The following is a 16,965-nucleotide window of genomic DNA, read 5'->3' on the forward strand; positions in this document are numbered from 1 at the left end:
GGGAGCAACGCGTGGTCGAGGACCATTCCGCCAGTGCGGAAGAGACACCGGCGGAATACACACCGGCGCACTACATCAGGCCCGACCACATCGGGTCGCAGTACCAGGGCGACGGGGGCCAGGACCTCCGACCCGAACCGGCCGCGGACTTCCGCACCGAGGTGACCCCGACCGAATTCCGGTCCGAGCCGCATCCCGCGGACTTCCGCGCCGAATCCACCCCCGGGAACTTCCGCGCCGAGCCTCTCCCCGCCGAGTTCCGCGCCGAGCCTCTCCCCGCCGAGTTCCGCGCCGAGCCCCTACCGACCGATTTCCGGAGTGAGGTCGTCCCGCCGGAGTTCCGGCCCGAGGTCGCCCCGGCCGTCGAGCCCGCGCCGCGGATGGATCCCGGCGACCACCTCAGCCCCTCATTCCCGATCCCGATGCCCGAGCCGCCGCAGTCCGGCTACCGGCCGACGGCTCGTCCGCAGTACGACGGCTACCGCTACCGCTCCGACCTGGAGCGCGCAGCGACAGATCTTCCGACCGGCCCGGTGACCGAGCCCTCCGCAGGTACGGCGTACTTCGGTAGCGCACCCGCGGTCGGCAACCTGGGCTACCCCGACTCGAACAGCAATGCCTGGAGTGGTGAGCGGAACGCCGCTGGGGGTACCGGCAGCGGTGACACAGCAGGGCCGGCGCGGAACGAGGGTGATGCACGTGCGGACGGTGACGGCAGCGGAACTGAGCCTCGGATGCCAGAGACACGGGCGGCCGGGCAACCACCGGCGGAGCCCCGCCGAATCGAGACCTGGCCCATCGAGACCCGGCCCATCGAGACCCAGCCGGTCGAGCAACGACCTGTCGAACCGCGGGCCGTTGAGCCCCGCCGCGTTGAGCCTCGACCCGTCGAGCCACAGCCGGAAGCCGCGGCACCTGTGATGGACCTCGGCGAAGCCTGGGCCCGGGTGCTCGCGGGCCTCCCGCCGAACCAGCGGGCCTGGTTGACGAACTCGCGGCCGGTGACGCTGCACGAGAGTACGGCGATCGTGGCCGTGCCGGACGACTTCACCCGCGGCCAGCTCGAGACCCGGCTGCGACCCGACCTCGAGCGGATCCTGACCGAGAGCTTCGGTCGTGACATCCGGATCGCGGTGACCGTCGACCCGTCGCTCGACCCGGAGCTGCGCGAACCACAGTCACCGCCGCAGCCCGCCGTACGCGAACCGCTGCGGACCGACGGCGCGTTCCAGCCAACGATCCAGTCCGCGCTGACTGACCCGGCCCCGGGAGGGCAGTTCGGTCAGCCGCGGCAGGAGCAGCGCTACGAACAGCCCGCCCGCCAGCACTACGACCAGCCGGCTCAGCAGTCCCAGCAGCCGTTCGGCTCGGTCGCGCCGCTGCCGAACGGCTCAGCTCCGATCCAGCCGGCCACCGAGGCACAGGGTGAAGCCCGGCTGAATCCGAAGTACACCTTCGAGACCTTCGTCATCGGCAGCTCGAACCGGTTCGCGCATGCGGCCGCGGTCGCCGTCGCCGAGGCACCGGGCAAGGCGTACAACCCGCAGCTGATCTACGGCGACTCCGGTCTGGGCAAGACCCACCTGCTGCACGCGATCGGCCACTACGTCCGCAGTCTCTACACCGGCGCGCGGGTCCGGTACGTGTCCAGCGAAGAGTTCACCAACGACTTCATCAACGCGATCCGCGACGACAAGGCGTCCCAGTTCCAGCGCCGGTACCGCGATGTCGACGTCCTGCTGATCGACGACATCCAGTTCCTCGAGGGCAAGATCCAGACCCAGGAGGAGTTCTTCCACACCTTCAACACCCTCCACAACGCGAACAAGCAGATCGTGATCAGCTCCGACCGGGCGCCGAAACGCCTGGAGGCGCTGGAGGATCGGCTGCGGAACCGGTTCGAGTGGGGACTGATCACCGACATCCAGCCGCCCGACCTGGAGACCCGGATCGCGATCCTGCGGAAGAAGGCGGCCACCGAGCGGCTGACGGCGCCGCCGGAGGTGCTGGAGTTCATCGCGTCGAAGGTGCAGACGAACATCCGTGAGCTCGAGGGCGCACTGATCCGCGTCACCGCGTTCGCCAGCCTGAACCGGCAGCCGGTCGATCTGAGTCTGGCCGAGATCGTGCTGAAGGACCTGATTCCCGAAGGCAGCAAGCCCGAAGTGACCGCCAGCATGATCATGGGCCAGACCGCCTCGTACTTCGGTCTGTCGATCGACGACCTCTGCGGATCCAGCCGGAGCCGGGTGCTGGTGACGGCGCGGCAGATCGCGATGTACCTGTGCCGCGAGCTCACCGATCTGTCGCTGCCGAAGATCGGCCAGCAGTTCGGCGGCCGCGACCACACGACCGTGATGCACGCCGAACGAAAGATCCGGCAGCTGATGTCCGAGCGGCGCAGCGTCTTCAATCAGGTCACCGAACTGACCAACCGGATCAAGCACCAGGCCAAGCAGCAATGAGCAACGGTGACCGCGTCGAAGCCACGGACGCCGAGCGCTACAACGCGGTCACCGGAACCACACAGGGTGGGGATACACCTGTGGATAACTGTGGGTATCGCAGTGGACACGTCGGTCTGTGTTGTGGATTCGCTGTGGGGACAGAATCCGTCGTACCCAGCCGTCCTCAGCACGACCGAGATTCGTCCACATGCCGTGCACAGGGCGATTCGGTACCTGACCTGCGAAGTCGGCGCTTTTCCACAGTATCCACCGGTGCTAAGAACCCTATGGAATCTGTAGAGAGTTCCCAGTCCACAAAACGATCGAGCCGCGCTTCCTGGGGAAAACCCCGGTCTCGCGCCGGGTTGAACGACCTGTCAGGCTGTCCTCAACAGCACCTGAACGACGCCGACGCGACCCGCCCGAAGCGCCACGTCACGCCCGATTGGCGCAGAGCACACTTGTCCGTGGCAGGATCTGCCTGGCACACAGCCGAATCAGGAGGCACCCAGCGGTGAAGTTTCGCGTCGAGCGCGACGTACTGGCCGAGTCGGTGGCCTGGGCCGCGCGTAGCTTGCCCAGTCGTCCCAGCGTCCCGATCCTTGCCGGCCTTCTGGTCGAGGCCGAGGACGGGCAGATCACCCTGTCCGGCTTCGACTACGAGACCTCGGTCCGGGTCACCGTGCCTGCTCAGGTGGCCGACTCCGGCAAGTGCCTGATCTCCGGCCGGCTGATGGCCGACATCTCCAAGAGCCTGCCGAACCAGCCCGTGGACATCGCGGTGGACGGCGCCAAGGCCCAAGTGACCTGCGGCAGTTCGCGGTTCACGCTCCAGACACTTCCCACCGAGGAATATCCGGCGCTGCCGGAGCTTCCGGCCGCGAGCGGCACGGTCAAGGCGGACGTCTTCGCCCAGGCGGTCGGCCAGGTGGTGACCGCGGCTGGTCGCGAGGACACCCTGCCGGTGCTGACCGGCGTCCGGGTCGAGATCGAGGGATCCATGATCTCGCTGCTCGCCACCGACCGCTATCGGCTCGCCATCCGCGAGCTCGAGTGGAACCCCCAATCCCCCGACGCGTCCGCGGCCGCGCTGGTGCCGGCCCGGGTGCTGTCCGAGACCGCGAAGGCGATGACCGGATCGGACGTGATCGTCTCGCTCGCCGCGCCCGGTACCGGAGACGGCATCGTCGGCTTCGAGGGCGAGGTGTCCGGCGGCAACCGGCGCGCCACCACCCGGCTGCTGGACGGCGAGTTTCCGAAGGTCCGTGGCATCATCCCGACCGACGCCGCGATCGCGACCCGGGTGCGGATCGACACCGCGACCCTGGTCGAGGCCGTCAAGCGGGTCGCCCTGGTCGCGGAGCGCAACGCGCCGGTCCGGCTGACCTTCGCCGAGGACAGCGTGACGCTCGACGCCGGCAGCGGTGACGAGGCGCAGGCCTCGGAGTCGATCGAGGCGCGGGTCGCCGGCGATCCGGTGACCGTAGGCTTCAATCCGACGTACCTGCTCGACGGGCTGAACGCGATCGGTACGCCGGTCGCGCACCTGGCCTTCACGCAGGCGACGAAGCCGGCCGAACTGACCGGCGTGCGGGACTTCGAGGGCGAACCGATCACCGAGTTCCGGTACGTGCTGATGCCGGTCCGCCTGAACAGCTGAACGCCAACAGAACAAGGGGATTCACGATGGAGCTCGGCCTTGTCGGTCTCGGCAAGATGGGCGGCAACATGCGCCAGCGGATCCGCAACGCCGGCCACACCGTGGTCGGGTTCGATCACAACCCGGACATCTCCGACGCCACCGACCTCGCCGACATGGTCGGCAAGCTCACCGCCCCCGACCAGCCCAAGGTGGTCTGGATCATGGTCCCGGTCAAGGCCATCGATCCGGTGGTCACCGAGCTGGCCGGCCTGCTCTCCCCCGGCGACATCGTGATCGACGGCGGCAACAGCCGCTGGACCGACGACACCCGCCGGGCCGCGCAGCTCGCCGAGAAGGGCATCCGCTTCGTCGACTGCGGTGTGTCCGGCGGCGTCTGGGGCCTGGAGAACGGCTACGCCCTGATGTGCGGCGGCGACAATGACGCCGTGGCGGCCGTGATGCCGATCTTCGAGGCCCTCAAGCCCGAGGGCGAGTTCGGTTTCGTGCACGCCGGCAAGGTCGGCGCCGGGCACTTCACCAAGATGGTCCACAACGGCATCGAGTACGGCATCATGCAGGCGTACGCCGAGGGCTTCGAGCTGCTCGAGGCCGCGGAGATCGTGGACAACGTGCCGGCCGCGTTCGACTCGTGGCGCGAGGGCACCGTGATCCGGTCCTGGCTGCTCGACCTGATGGTGATCGCGCTCAAGGACGACACCCACCTGGACAAGATCCGCGGGTACGCCGACGACTCCGGCGAGGGCCGGTGGACCGTCGAGGCCGCGATCGACAACGCCGTACCGGTGCCGGCCATCGCGGCGGCGCTGTTCGCGCGGTTCGCGTCCCGGCAGGAGGACTCGCCGGCGATGAAGGCGATCGCCGCGATGCGCAACCAGTTCGGCGGCCACGCGGTGAAGGGTGCCGAGGACCCGTCGTACGCGACACCCCCGATCAAGCACTGAGGTGTATGTCACCGCCCTGGGTCTGCTCGACTTCCGGTCCTATCAGCAGGCGGAGGTCCAGCTCACTCCGGGCGTGACGTCCTTCGTCGGGCCGAACGGCCACGGCAAGACCAACCTGGTCGAGGCGATCCACTACACCGCGACACTCGGCTCGCACCGGGTGGCGAACGACGCACCGCTGGTGCGGGCCGGCGCCACCCGCGCGATCGTGCGGACCGAGATCCACAGCCAGTACGACCGCGACGTGGTCGTCGAGCTGGAAATCAATCCTGGGAGGGCAAATCGGGCCCGGGTGAACCGTTCGCCGGTCCCGCGGCCGCGGGACGTGCTCGGATTGCTCCGCACGGTGCTGTTCGCGCCGGAGGATCTGGCGCTCGTGAAGGGCGATCCGTCCGAGCGGCGCCGGTTCCTGGACGAGTTGCTGACCCTGCGGTCGCCGCGGATGGCCGGCGTACGGCAGGACTACGACCGGGTGCTGAAGCAGCGGAACTCGCTGCTGCGGAGCGCGTCGATGGCGCGCCGGCAGAACCGGTCGAGCGCCGCCGAGGGACAGTTGCGCACGCTGGAGGTGTGGGACTCGCACCTGGCCCGGGCCGGCTCGGATCTGCTCGCGACGCGGCTCGAGTTGCTGGAATCCCTGCGCCCGCTGGTTTCCAGCGCGTACGACGCTGTTGCCCGAGGCAAGGGTGATGCGCGGCTGGAGTACAAGTCCTCGGTCGTGCTCGAGCCCGGCGTGACGTCGCGGGAGCAGTTGAGCGAGGTGCTGCTGGCGGCGGTGCGCCAGAAGCGGCCGGACGAGCTCGACCGGGGTGTGTCGCTGGTCGGCCCGCACCGCGACGACGTCGTACTCGGGCTCGGGGACTTGCCTGCGAAGGGGTATGCGAGTCACGGTGAGTCGTGGTCGTTCGCGCTCGCGCTGCGGCTGGCGTCGTACGAACTGCTGAGAGCGGACGGGGGTGAGCCGGTGCTGATCCTGGACGACGTGTTCGCCGAGCTCGACTCGCAGCGACGGGACCGGCTGGCCGAGCTGGTCGCGCCCGCCGAGCAGGTGCTGGTGACCGCGGCAGTCGGCGCGGATGTGCCCGCTGAGCTCAGCGGCGCCCGGTTCGACGTCGGTGACGGGTTCGTTCGCCGTGCCTGAACCCCGGAATTCCTCTGAGAGCGGCTTCGAGAGCGAGCCCGCTCCGGAACCGCCGGGCGAAACCGAGCACGACAAACAGGGACTGGAGCTGGCGAAATCGCTCGCCGGGCGGCTGAAGGCTGCCAACGGCGGGATCAAGCCGGTCAAGCGGACGCGCCGGCGACCGCGTGTCGACGGCGCCCAGATCAGTAGCGCCCGCCCCGACGACCGGGACCCGCAGAAACTGACCAACACCCTTGGCCGGCTGATGCGCGACCAGGGCTGGGAAGTCGACGTCGCCGTCCACGGCGTGATGGCTCGCTGGCCGTCGATCGTCGGCCCCGAGATGGCCGAACACTGCACGCCCGAGTCCTACCAGGACACCGAACTCACCGTGCGTACGTCGTCCACCGCCTGGGCCACCCAGCTCAAGCTGCTCGCCCCCGACCTGGTCCGCCGCCTGAACGCCGAACTCGGCGACGGCACAGTCACCCGCGTCAACGTCCAAGGTCCCCACACCCCCAGTTGGCGCAAAGGCCCCCGCACCATCCGAGGCGGCCGAGGCCCCCGTGACACGTACGGCTGAGCGACCAGCCCCAACTGTGAGACCAACCGGTCAGGCGACCCCGACGGTCCCCTAGGATCGGGCGCGATGCGCACGATCGTCGATGGTTTTCGCGAGATGGTCCACCTGATCGGAGACACCTTCCGGCTCTGGTGGCGGAACCTCCTGCCGTTGGCGACCTGGTTCCTGGCCGGCTATATCGGCTTCAAGGCGTCCACCGAGGGTGCGATCTGGCTGTCCGAGCACTCCCACGGCAGCATCGGCGTCGGGCTCTTCTCAGCCGGTGTGCTGATGCAGATCGCGGCGTACGTCGGCATGATCCGGACCTGTGCGACGTCGCTCTACCGCTGGCGGGACGCGGCCGGCAACCAGGCCGAGGAGACGTCCGACCCGACCCAGCAGGGTCTGCTGGAGTTGCTGGCCGTCACACTGCTTCCGCTGGTCGCGGTGTGGTCGGCCTGGGGCTTCCTGGAAACTCAGGTTTCGGAGCTCAACGTCAGCAACCTGGTCCAGCGCGGACTGCAGCCCGGTTCGGAGTTCTTCCAGCTGTCCGACGGCCGGTGGCACAAGTACCTGCCGGCGATCGTGATCCTGCTGGTGCTGCGCCGGGTGTTCGAAGCGGTCGACGACCGCTGGCCGAGCCGGCCGGTGAAGTTCGCCCAGGTCTGGGCGGAGTCGTTCTTCCTGCTGATCACCGTCGTCGTGACGCCGTTCGCGATCCAGGACGGCAAGGACTGGTTCGAGGTCCGCACCTTCTGGTACTGGTCGCTGGGCTGGTGGGACGGGCTGAAGGACTTCTTCGCCGGCATCCACATCCCGGTCCCCGCCGGTCTCGAGTTCCTCTGGGGCTTCTTCTGGGAGAACCTCTGGCCGTTGTTCAAGCTCGGTGTCGCCGAACCGCTGACCTGGCTGGCCATCACCACCGTCGTCTTCGGCCACCGCGTGCTGTCCAGCGGCGGCGTCTTCCGGGGCACCCGGGTGGAGCGCCGGTTCGGAGATCAGCTCGAGGCCGAGGCGCCGAAGCAGAACCGGATCGTCGCGCTCACCAACAAGGCCCCGAACCTCCTCCTCGGCGGCTTCCGGGAGAAGTTCTACCCGACGCTGAACGCTTTTCGGCTGCTGGTCCGGGTCGGCCCGGTGTTCCTCGGCGTGGTCTGCATGGTCTACACGTTCTGGCTGCTCGGTGACGACTGGCTGTTCTACGGACTGAGCCGGCTGATCGGGGACCACGGTGAGCGCTGGGGCCTGATGAACGCCGAGATCGCCCGGCTGATCGGGGACGTCTTGTTCCAGACACTGCGGATCGCGTTGCTGGCGGCGGCGTTCGACCTCTGCATCTCGGTCGGCATCGAGCGTAAGACCGAGGCCGACGCGGCTGCCAAGGCCAAGGCCGACACCGAGGCAAAGGCCAAGCCCGAGGCCGAGGTCGCCACGGTGTAGAGCCGGCCGCGGGGCCTGGTCAGGGAGTGATGAGGAAGCGACGGTTCTCGTCGTTGAACTCGACCTGGATACCGGTCAGGTGCGGTACGGCGGACGCGGGAACGACGTACACCTGGGCGACCTTGCCGGGTTTGTTGCGCGTCCACGGGTGGTCGGTATCACCGCAGTACGTCGGCAGCGGATAGCCGTAGGGTTGCTGCCCCTCCCAGACGTTGCCGCGATCGTCGCGCAGGTCCGCCTGGCAGTGGAAGCCCTTGTCCTTCATGTAGAGACCGTCGAGCGGCGTCAGTGTCACGGTCGCGACGAGGATCACCGAACCGGCCGGCCCCATCGAGTCGATCTCCTCGCCTTCGTCGTCGACCAGTCGCGTGTACGCCTGCAGCGAGTCCAGCTTCCACTCGACGTGATCGATGGTCACCGGTCCGCCGGCCTTGACGACATCGGTGATCGCACCGTCCTTGTAGACCTGCTCCGGGTCGTCCAGATAGGTCCGCGTCACCATGTACCCACTGGTGGACACCAGAGCCAGCAGCAGCGAGATCTGCGCGGTCACCCGGCCCGCACGGGTGGCGATTCTCATTGGGCCACCCGCTCAACCGAGTTCGGGATCACGTACTGCTCCGCGGCGCCGTCGACGAGCTGCTGGGCGACGGTTTCGCTCGGGACGCCGAGGTCGACGTCGATCGCGTGCGCCAGCACGTTGTAGAACTGGCTCGGCCGGAGCTTCAGCGTGAGTCCCTTCAGATCGACCGGGTTCACCTCGAACACGACGGCGCCCGTCTGCCCGAACCCGGCGGCGGCGAAGTCGATGCCGTTTCCGGTCGTTTCCCCCACTGGCGTGTAGACCGTGCCGCCATCGGCCTGCAGGGTCACGTTCAGAGTGGCCGGATTCTGCGTACCGCGCACCGTGTCCCACTCCAGCGCGACGTACACGCCGTTGGTCTCAATCGGCTTGTCCTCGTCGTCGGCGTTGCTCGGCAGGTACGACTTGGCGAACTTCATCCGGGTCACCTCGATGGTCGAGTCGCCGTACTCGAGCTTCGAGCCGACAGTGCCGTGCTCGATGATCAGGTTGTCCTCGTCGTTGTAGACCTGGTCCGGGACGGCCAGCCGGGTGAGTCCGCCGAGCAGGACGAAGAGGACGCCCACCAGCACGGTGGCCGGGCGATAGAGCTTCACTTGTCCTCCCCGTCGTCGACGACGACCGTCGGCTTGAGCTGGACAACGGCGTCCGCGGTCTCGTTGTGCCAGTACGGCGTGTCATTCGCACCGAGCACGGAGGGGTCCGACTCATAGCGCTCGCCGAGGACTCCGACTTCGATCACGTCCGCGCTGAAGTCGGCGGGGATGTCGAACTGGGTGAAACAACTCTCCGGCGGCAGACCGTAGACCAGCTCCCAGCCGAGGATGCCACGGCAGTCGGCGCCGTTGGAGTGCACCAGGTCCTTGCCGGGGCCGGGGATCAGCCGGAGCAGGTCGCCGTCCACGTTATGGCTCGTGAACTCTTCGGTGTCGACGTTCTTCACGTCGAAGTAGACCTTCAGCTCCGCCTTCGCCTCGTCGTACTTCGTCTTCGGCGTCCGGACGATCTCCGCCTTGGTGAAGTTGTATTCGTACCGGCCGGAGGTCAGCGTCACGGGCGCGGTCAGGGTCGGGACCTTCCGGCCCTGCTTCTCCTTCCAGCCGCCGGTGAAGAAGACGACCACCGCGAGGATGACGACGATCGCGATCGCAATCAGCCATTTGCGCCGGTGCCGGTGAATCACCCGGTCGGCGATCATGGCGTCGATGACGTCGTCGAGACTTTCCACGGCAGCGATCCTAAAGGCCCGTGGGTGCGCGGCGGGCCCCCTCGTCCACCTGGTCGTGAGCGGTCTGGACCGGTCGGCGTCGTCTCGGTCTCCAGACCGTCAGTGGTGAAGACCCCGGAGGCCACTGAGCGGCCGTGAGCGCTTTCAGGCCCCCCATGCGTGAGTGGGGACATGGCGAGGAGGGAGAAAAGACGCCCTGTCCACAGTTTCAGGCGGCTGATGGCCGGTTCTGCTTCGGTCGACAGGTAAGATGGACGGTGTAGAGCAAGCCGCGCCTCTGTCACTACTGTAGGGGGCGGCTTCCACTGTGCACGATGCCTCGCGAACGCGGGGTCCGAGGAGGACAACAGCCGGTGACCGACGAGCCGACCGAGATCGACGCCAACCAGTCCGCCGACCCCATCGGCACCGTCGTACCCGACAGCGGTGAACTCCCCGCGATGCTCGACGCGATCCCGTCGAACGTCGTGGATCGGGAGTACGACGCGAGCGCGATCCAGGTCCTGGAGGGTCTGGACGCGGTCCGGAAGCGACCGGGGATGTACATCGGGTCCACCGGTGAGCGGGGTCTGCACCATCTCGTCACCGAGGTGGTCGACAACGCGGTGGACGAGGCGATGGCCGGGTTCGGCGACCGCATCGTCGTGACCCTGCTGCCCGACGGCGGCGTCCGCGTCGACGACAACGGCCGCGGCATCCCGGTCGACATCGTCGAGTCCGAGGGCAAGCCGGCCGTCACCGTCGTGCTGACCGTGCTGCACGCCGGCGGCAAGTTCGGCGGCGGCGGGTACAAGGTGTCCGGCGGTCTGCACGGCGTCGGCGTGTCCGTCGTGAACGCGCTGTCCAGCCACCTCCGCGTCGACGTGAAGAAGAACGGCAAGCTGTACACCCAGTCCTTCAGCATGGGTGTCCCGGACGCCGACCTCGCCGAGATCGGTACCTCGGACGCGAACGGTACGACGATCACGTTCTGGCCCAGCCCGGACGTCTTCGAGTCCACGACGTACTCCTACGAGACGCTGGCCACCCGGTTCCGCGAGTACGCGTTCCTGAACAAGGGACTCGAGCTGGTGATCCGGGACGAGCGGCCCGACCACATCGACGAGGACGGCAAGCCGCTCCAGCAGTCGTTCCGGTACGACGACGGTCTGGTCGACTACGTGAAGTACCTGACCGGCATCCGCGAGACCGTGCACCGCGACGTCATCTCGTTCGAGGCGGCCACCGCCGAGAACACGATGAGCCTCGAGGTCGCGCTGCAATGGAGCGGTTCGTTCCAGGAGTCGGTGCACACCTTCGCGAACGCGATCAACACCCACGAGGGCGGCACTCACGAAGAAGGCTTCCGGGCCGCGCTCACCTCACTGGTCAACTCGTTCGGCGAGGACCAGGGGATGATCAAGAAGAAGGAGGACCGGCTCACCGGTGACGACATCCGGGAGGGCCTGACCGCGATCATCTCGGTCAAGCTCGCTGAGCCGCAGTTCGAGGGTCAGACGAAGACCAAGCTCGGCAACACCGAGGTGAAGGGCTTCGTCCAGCGGGTCGTGAACGACAAGCTCGGCGCCTGGTTCGAGCAGAACCCGGCCGAGGGCCGCGAGATCATCCGCAAGGCGACCGCCGCGGCGAGTGCCCGGATCGCGGCCCGCAAGGCACGCGACCTGGCCCGCAACCGCAAGGGCCTGCTGGGTGGCGGTGGTCTCCCGGGCAAGCTGGCCGACTGCCAGTCGACCAACCCCGAGGAGTGCGAGGTCTACATCGTCGAGGGTGACTCGGCCGGTGGCTCCGCGAAGGGTGGGCGGGACCCGAAGTTCCAGGCCATCCTGCCGATCCGGGGCAAGATCCTGAACGTCGAGAAGGCCCGGATCGACAAGGTCCTGCAGAACAACGAGGTCCAGGCGATCATCTCCGCGCTCGGCACCGGCATCCACGAGGACTTCGACGAGGACAAGCTCCGGTACCACAAGATCGTGATCATGGCCGACGCCGACGTCGACGGCCAGCACATCCGGACCCTGCTGCTGACGCTGCTGTTCCGGTTCATGCGGCCGCTGATCGAGCGTGGTCATGTGTACGCCGCGCAGCCGCCGCTGTACAAGATCCGCTGGAGCAACCACGCGGACGAGCTCGCCTACACCGACCGGGAGCGCGACGGCCTGCTCGAGGCCGGCGCCGAGGCGGGCCGGAAGCTGCCCAAGGAGAACCCGATCCAGCGCTACAAGGGTCTGGGCGAGATGAACGCGAACGAGCTGTGGGACACGACGATGGACCCGGCCAACCGGGTGCTGCTGCAGATCACCCTGGACGACGCGATCCGCGCCGACGAGACGTTCCAGACGCTGATGGGCGACGACATCGAGGCGCGACGCAGTTTCATCCAGCGCAACGCCAAGGACGTCCGCTTCCTCGACATCTGACGGGCTCGTGGTCCGTTGCCCCGGGCCACGATTCTCTGCGCCACTCACCGACGTACTGACTTGAACGGGACGAGTTTTTCATGACGGAGACCCCCACCTCCCCGGGCCACGACCGGGTCGAGCCCCTCGACCTGCAGACCGAGATGCAGCAGTCGTACCTCGACTATGCGATGGCCGTGATCGTCGGCCGCGCACTGCCCGAGGTCCGCGACGGCCTCAAGCCGGTGCACCGCCGCATCCTCTACGCGATGTACGACGGCGGCTACCGGCCGGACCGTGGTTTCAACAAGTGCTCCCGCATCGTCGGTGATGTGATGGGTCAGTACCACCCGCACGGCGACTCGGCGATCTACGACACCCTGGTCCGGCTGGCGCAGCCGTGGGTGATGCGGGCGCCGCTGATCCAGGGCCAGGGCAACTTCGGTTCCCCGGGCAACGACCCGGCGGCCGCGATGCGGTACACCGAGTGCCGGATGGCGCCGCTGGCGATGGAGATGGTCCGCGACATCGACCAGGACACGGTCGACTTCCGGCCCAACTACGACGGCAAGTCGCAGGAGCCGGTGATCCTGCCGGCCCGCTTCCCGAACCTGCTGGTGAACGGCTCGTCGGGGATCGCGGTCGGCATGGCGACGAACATCCCGCCGCACAACCTGCGCGAGGTCGCCGCCGCGGTCAACTGGGCGCTGGAGCACCCGGACGCGACCCAGGAGGAGCTGCTCGACGCCTGCCTGCAGTACATCAAGGGCCCCGACTTCCCGAACGGTGCACTGATCGTCGGCTACAAGGGCATCGACGACGCCTACCGCACCGGCCGTGGCTCGGTCACGATGCGTGCGGTCGTCGACATCGAGGAGGACGCCAAGGGCCGGACCAGCCTGGTCGTCACCGAGCTGCCGTACATGGTCAACCCAGACAACCTCGCGTTGAAGATCGCCGAGCTGGTGAACACCGGCAAGATGAGCGGGATCGCCGATATCCGCGACGACAGCTCGTCGCGGACCGGGCAGCGGCTGGTCGTCGTGCTGAAGCGGGACGCTCAGCCGCGCGTCGTACTGAACAACCTCTACAAGCACACCCAGCTGCAGGACACCTTCGGGTGCAACATGCTGGCTCTGGTCGACGGCGTACCGCGCACGCTGAGCGTGAACCTCTTCATCAGCCACTGGATCGACCACCAGATCGAGGTCATCCAGCGGCGGACCCGGTTCCGTCTGCGCGAGGCGGAGAAGAACGCGCACATCTACCGCGGCTACGTGAAGGCGCTCGACGCCCTCGACGAGGTGATCGCGCTGATCCGGCGCAGCCCGGACGTGGACGAGGCGCGGACCGGCCTGATGCAGCTGCTCGACATCGACGAGATCCAGGCGCAGGCGATCCTGGACATGCAGCTGCGCCGGCTGGCCGCACTGGAACGGCAGAAGATCATCGAGCGGTTGCAGGAGCTCGAGGCGATCATCGCCGACCTCGAGGACATCCTGGCCAGCCCCGAGCGGCAGCGGTCGATCGTCAAGGACGAGCTCGCCGAGATCGTCGACAGGTACGGCGACGAGCGGCGGACCGAGATCATCGCGGCCGACGGTGACCTGTCCGTCCAGGACCTGGTGCCGGACGAGGACGTCGTCGTCACCATCACCCGCGGCGGGTACGCGAAGCGGACCAAGACCGACCTGTACCGGACGCAGAATCGCGGCGGCAAGGGTGTCCGCGGCGCACAGTTGCGGGCCGAGGACGAGATCAGTCACTTCTTCGCCACCACGAACCACCACTGGATGCTGTTCTTCACCACCAAGGGCCGGGTCTACCGGGCCAAGGTATGGCAGCTGCCCGAGTCCGCCCGGGACGCGAAGGGCTCGCACGTCGCCGGCCTGCTGTCGTTCCAGCCGGACGAGGAGATCGCGCAGGTCCTGACGCTGCGCGACTACGAGCAGGCTGACTACTTGGTGCTCGCGACCAAGCGGGGCCTGGTCAAGAAGACAGCGCTGACCGACTACGACTCGGCCCGGCAGAGCGGCATCATCGCGGTCAACTTCCGCGAGGACGACGACGAGTTGATCGGCGCCGACCTGGCCACCGCCGAGGACGACCTGCTGCTGGTGTCCCGCAAGGGCCAGTCGATCCGCTTCACCGCGAACGACGAGCAGCTCCGCCCGATGGGCCGGGCCACCTCTGGTGTGACCGGGATGAAGTTCCGCTCGGGTGACGAGTTGCTGTCGATGTCGGTGATCCGGGCCGGCGCGGACGAGGACTCCCAGTTCGTCTTCACCGTGACCGACGCCGGGTACGCCAAGCGTTCGCGCGTGTCGGAGTACCGGCAGCAGGGGCGCGGCGGGCTCGGAATCAAGGCAGTGAAGCTGAACGACGAGCGTGGCTCGCTGGTCGGCGCACTCATCGTGGTCGACGAGGACCAGGTCCTGGCGATCAAGGCGAGCGGCCAGGTGGTCCGCAGCCGGGTCGACAGCGTGCCGGTCAAGGGCCGGGACACGATGGGCGTCCGGTTCGCCGGGGTCGGCGAGTCCGACGCGGTCGTCGCGATCGCCCGGAACACCGATCTGACCGTGAACGGCGATCTCATCGGCGAGGAATCCGAAGGCGTCGAAGGGGGTACATCCCTCGAAGATGCCCAGGATGTGGACGGATCGACAACCGAATCCACCCCTGAGAGCGTCCAGAATGATGACGAACGTTCGACGGACGTGGACGGCGCGGCTACCGTCGAAGACGACGATGCCGGCCAGGAGGGGTAACTGATGACCAACCGCGCGAGGCCGACCTGGCCCGATGGTGCGGCGGACAGCTCCAAGAGCCAGCGGGCATCGCAGGCCGGGAAGCCGTCCACTGGACCGGCCACTCCGGCCTCCAACGGTCGTTCCGGTGCCGCGCCCAGCGGCAACGGCCAGCGGCCGGCGGACTTCCGCCAGCAGCCGCGGCCGGGCGCGGCCGGTGCCACACCGGTGCGCCCGCAGCAGCAGCCGGCCCGTCCCGGTACGACGCCGAGCCCGAGCACCCCCGGTCGGCCTGAGCCATGGTCACCCACCCCGGTCCCGCCGCAACCCGGTGCTCCGGCGTCAGCCTCGTCGTACGGACTGACCGGCAGGACCGAGCCGAAGACCGAGTCGTTCGGTGATCGGGTGAGCGCGGCGCGTCAGGCAGTCCTGGACAAGGCGGCCGCGGTGAAGAACGACAAGACGGACAAGACCGAGAGCAGGGTCACGGCGAAGGCCGGGAGAGAACCGAAGCCGTCGAGCCGGCCGCAGACCCGCAAGGCGCGTTTGCGGATGTCCCGGATCGACCCGTGGTCGGTGATGAAGACGGCGTTCCTGCTGTCGATCGCGTTCGGCATCGTGACCTGGGTCGCGGTGTTCATCATCTGGTCCGCGATCGGTGCGGCCGGGGTGTTCGACAACATCAACAACACCGTCCAGGAGGTGCTCGGCACGCCGACGGCCGAGCCGTTCCGGATCGAGAACTACATCAACACCGGCAAGGTGATGGGCTTTACCACGCTGCTGGCGTGTGCGGATGTGCTGATCATTACCGCACTCGCGACGCTCGGATCCTTCCTCTACAACATCGCCGCCACGCTGCTCGGCGGCCTCGAAGTCACGCTGGCGTCGGAGGACTGACACCGGTCGGCCGGGCCTCAGGTGGGCCCGGCCGGAACCGGTTTGGGAGACAGGCACTTGGTGCGGTAATCTCTCCCGGGTTCGACCCCGCATCGCGGGCCTATAGCTCAGACGGTTAGAGCGCTGCCCTGATAAGGCAGAGGTCACTGGTTCAAGTCCAGTTAGGCCCACCACCACGAACCCCGATTCCGAGGAGTCTCCAGTGCTGAGAAAGATCCTGCTGGTGCTGCTGGCCTGCATCGGTGGATACTTCGCCTACAAGAAGACCCAGCAGTCCCGCGCCGAGAAGGACCTCTGGGCCGAGGCAGTCGACCGGGTACCCCCCGGCCACTGACCACCCCCACGGGGGCGTAGCTCAACTGGCAGAGCACTGCCTTTGCAAGGCAGGGGTTAGGGGTTCAAGTCCCCTCGTCTCCACCAAAGCGTTCATGCAGGTCAGAGCGCGATTCCCGGCTGACGCCACCGTTCTCCTTTGCCTCGTCGAGAGGCGGCGTGCCCTAACGAGTCGCCGCCGGCCTGGGGGCGAGCCTCCCGCAGCCGGCCGTTGAGCCGGTCGGCGCTGTGCCGTGAACGAGCCTTCGACACGTGCAGGTAGATCATCGCCGCACGAGGGCTGGCGTGCCCCATCCGCTCCCGCAGGCTCGCACCGTCGTCGGCGGCGAACTGGTTCCCGGTGTGCCTCGCACATCAGTCGACACCGAGCGGGAGGACTGACTGCTCAACGATCAAGGCGCGCCTTCGGCCCGCGGGTGCCGGCGGCGCTACGCACCAGGAATGCTCCGCAGGTCGGCGTTCCTCGTCGGGGGCGTGCCTAGGGGTGGTTGGGTCAACTGTGGGGAAACAAATGTGCTCTGGGTGACGGCAGATTCAGGGGATTGTTGCAACGCCTGATTGTTGGAGGGTGTTGTGATGGGGCGGAAGTTGTCCGAGGTGCG

Annotated in this window: 13 protein-coding genes and 2 tRNA genes; 12 read left to right on the plus strand and 3 right to left on the minus strand. The window is 67.7% G+C overall.

Going from position 1 to position 16,965, the window contains the following annotated elements; all coding sequences use genetic code 11:
- The first annotated feature begins 920 nt into the window (after window positions 1-920).
- The 6 genes from dnaA to ACXC9Q_RS13170 all read left to right on the plus strand — a co-directional run bounded on the left by dnaA (window position 921) and on the right by ACXC9Q_RS13170 (window position 8,176).
- Window positions 921-2,465 carry a chromosomal replication initiator protein DnaA gene (dnaA, locus tag ACXC9Q_RS13145; RefSeq protein ID WP_457056775.1) on the plus strand — a complete coding sequence of 515 codons (1,545 nt, stop codon included), beginning with the start codon at window positions 921-923 and terminating at the stop codon, window positions 2,463-2,465.
- A 496-nt stretch (window positions 2,466-2,961) separates the two neighbouring features.
- Complete coding sequence (gene dnaN, locus ACXC9Q_RS13150; protein ID WP_457056749.1) at window positions 2,962-4,107, plus strand: DNA polymerase III subunit beta; 1,146 nt, start codon at window positions 2,962-2,964, stop codon at window positions 4,105-4,107.
- 26 nt (window positions 4,108-4,133) lie between these two features.
- On the plus strand, window positions 4,134-5,051 hold the full coding sequence (gnd, locus tag ACXC9Q_RS13155) for a phosphogluconate dehydrogenase (NAD(+)-dependent, decarboxylating) (protein WP_328524859.1): 918 nt from the start codon (window positions 4,134-4,136) through the stop codon (window positions 5,049-5,051).
- Window position 5,052: 1 nt separating this feature from the next.
- A complete protein-coding gene (gene recF, locus ACXC9Q_RS13160; RefSeq protein ID WP_457056750.1) occupies window positions 5,053-6,192 on the plus strand; it encodes a DNA replication/repair protein RecF in 1,140 nt (379 codons plus the stop codon).
- Complete coding sequence (locus tag ACXC9Q_RS13165) at window positions 6,185-6,757, plus strand: DUF721 domain-containing protein (protein WP_328524861.1); 573 nt, start codon at window positions 6,185-6,187, stop codon at window positions 6,755-6,757. The genes recF and ACXC9Q_RS13165 overlap by 8 nt, the downstream gene beginning before the upstream one ends.
- A gap of 66 nt (window positions 6,758-6,823) precedes the next feature.
- On the plus strand, window positions 6,824-8,176 hold the full coding sequence (locus tag ACXC9Q_RS13170) for a hypothetical protein (protein WP_457056751.1): 1,353 nt from the start codon (window positions 6,824-6,826) through the stop codon (window positions 8,174-8,176).
- A 19-nt stretch (window positions 8,177-8,195) separates the two neighbouring features.
- Here ACXC9Q_RS13170 and ACXC9Q_RS13175 read toward each other — a convergent pair whose 3' ends face one another.
- The 3 genes from ACXC9Q_RS13175 to ACXC9Q_RS13185 are packed head-to-tail and all read right to left on the minus strand — an operon-like array spanning window position 8,196 to window position 9,987.
- A complete protein-coding gene (locus ACXC9Q_RS13175) occupies window positions 8,196-8,756 on the minus strand; it encodes a hypothetical protein (RefSeq protein ID WP_457056752.1) in 561 nt (186 codons plus the stop codon).
- A complete protein-coding gene (locus ACXC9Q_RS13180; RefSeq protein WP_457056753.1) occupies window positions 8,753-9,355 on the minus strand; it encodes a hypothetical protein in 603 nt (200 codons plus the stop codon). Before ACXC9Q_RS13180 ends, ACXC9Q_RS13175 begins: the two co-directional genes overlap by 4 nt.
- A complete protein-coding gene (locus ACXC9Q_RS13185) occupies window positions 9,352-9,987 on the minus strand; it encodes a hypothetical protein (protein WP_457056754.1) in 636 nt (211 codons plus the stop codon). Before ACXC9Q_RS13185 ends, ACXC9Q_RS13180 begins: the two co-directional genes overlap by 4 nt.
- 353 nt (window positions 9,988-10,340) lie before the next feature.
- Here ACXC9Q_RS13185 and gyrB point away from each other — a divergent pair, with 353 nt between their 5' ends.
- The 6 genes from gyrB to ACXC9Q_RS13215 all read left to right on the plus strand — a co-directional run bounded on the left by gyrB (window position 10,341) and on the right by ACXC9Q_RS13215 (window position 16,450).
- On the plus strand, window positions 10,341-12,404 hold the full coding sequence (gyrB, locus tag ACXC9Q_RS13190) for a DNA topoisomerase (ATP-hydrolyzing) subunit B (RefSeq protein WP_442914500.1): 2,064 nt from the start codon (window positions 10,341-10,343) through the stop codon (window positions 12,402-12,404).
- A gap of 143 nt (window positions 12,405-12,547) precedes the next feature.
- Entirely contained in the window at window positions 12,548-15,151 is a 2,604-nt protein-coding gene (gyrA, locus tag ACXC9Q_RS13195) for a DNA gyrase subunit A (protein ID WP_442914171.1), read from the plus strand.
- Between the two features lie 3 nt (window positions 15,152-15,154).
- Window positions 15,155-16,030, plus strand: a complete 876-nt coding sequence (locus ACXC9Q_RS13200) for a DUF3566 domain-containing protein (RefSeq protein WP_457056755.1) — start codon at window positions 15,155-15,157, stop codon at window positions 16,028-16,030.
- A gap of 96 nt (window positions 16,031-16,126) precedes the next feature.
- Window positions 16,127-16,203, plus strand: a tRNA-Ile gene (locus ACXC9Q_RS13205).
- A gap of 29 nt (window positions 16,204-16,232) precedes the next feature.
- On the plus strand, window positions 16,233-16,364 hold the full coding sequence (locus ACXC9Q_RS13210; protein WP_457056756.1) for a DLW-39 family protein: 132 nt from the start codon (window positions 16,233-16,235) through the stop codon (window positions 16,362-16,364).
- A 10-nt stretch (window positions 16,365-16,374) separates the two neighbouring features.
- Window positions 16,375-16,450: transfer RNA gene (locus tag ACXC9Q_RS13215), tRNA-Ala, on the plus strand.
- The last annotated feature ends 515 nt before the right edge of the window (window positions 16,451-16,965 follow it).

Source organism: Kribbella sp. CWNU-51 (assembly GCF_054073265.1).

What these genes read in the sequence shown, in the direction of transcription:
- ACXC9Q_RS13200 (WP_457056755.1), top strand. Translation starts at nt 15,155, where the DNA reads ATGACCAACCGCGCGAGGCCGACCTGGCCCGATGGTGCGGCGGACAGC.
- ACXC9Q_RS13170 (WP_457056751.1), top strand. Translation starts at nt 6,824, where the DNA reads ATGCGCACGATCGTCGATGGTTTTCGCGAGATGGTCCACCTGATCGGA.
- dnaA (WP_457056775.1), top strand. Translation starts at nt 921, where the DNA reads ATGGACCTCGGCGAAGCCTGGGCCCGGGTGCTCGCGGGCCTCCCGCCG.
- gyrA (WP_442914171.1), top strand. Translation starts at nt 12,548, where the DNA reads ATGCAGCAGTCGTACCTCGACTATGCGATGGCCGTGATCGTCGGCCGC.
- gnd (WP_328524859.1), top strand. Translation starts at nt 4,134, where the DNA reads ATGGAGCTCGGCCTTGTCGGTCTCGGCAAGATGGGCGGCAACATGCGC.
- ACXC9Q_RS13175 (WP_457056752.1), bottom strand. Translation starts at nt 8,756, where the DNA reads ATGAGAATCGCCACCCGTGCGGGCCGGGTGACCGCGCAGATCTCGCTG.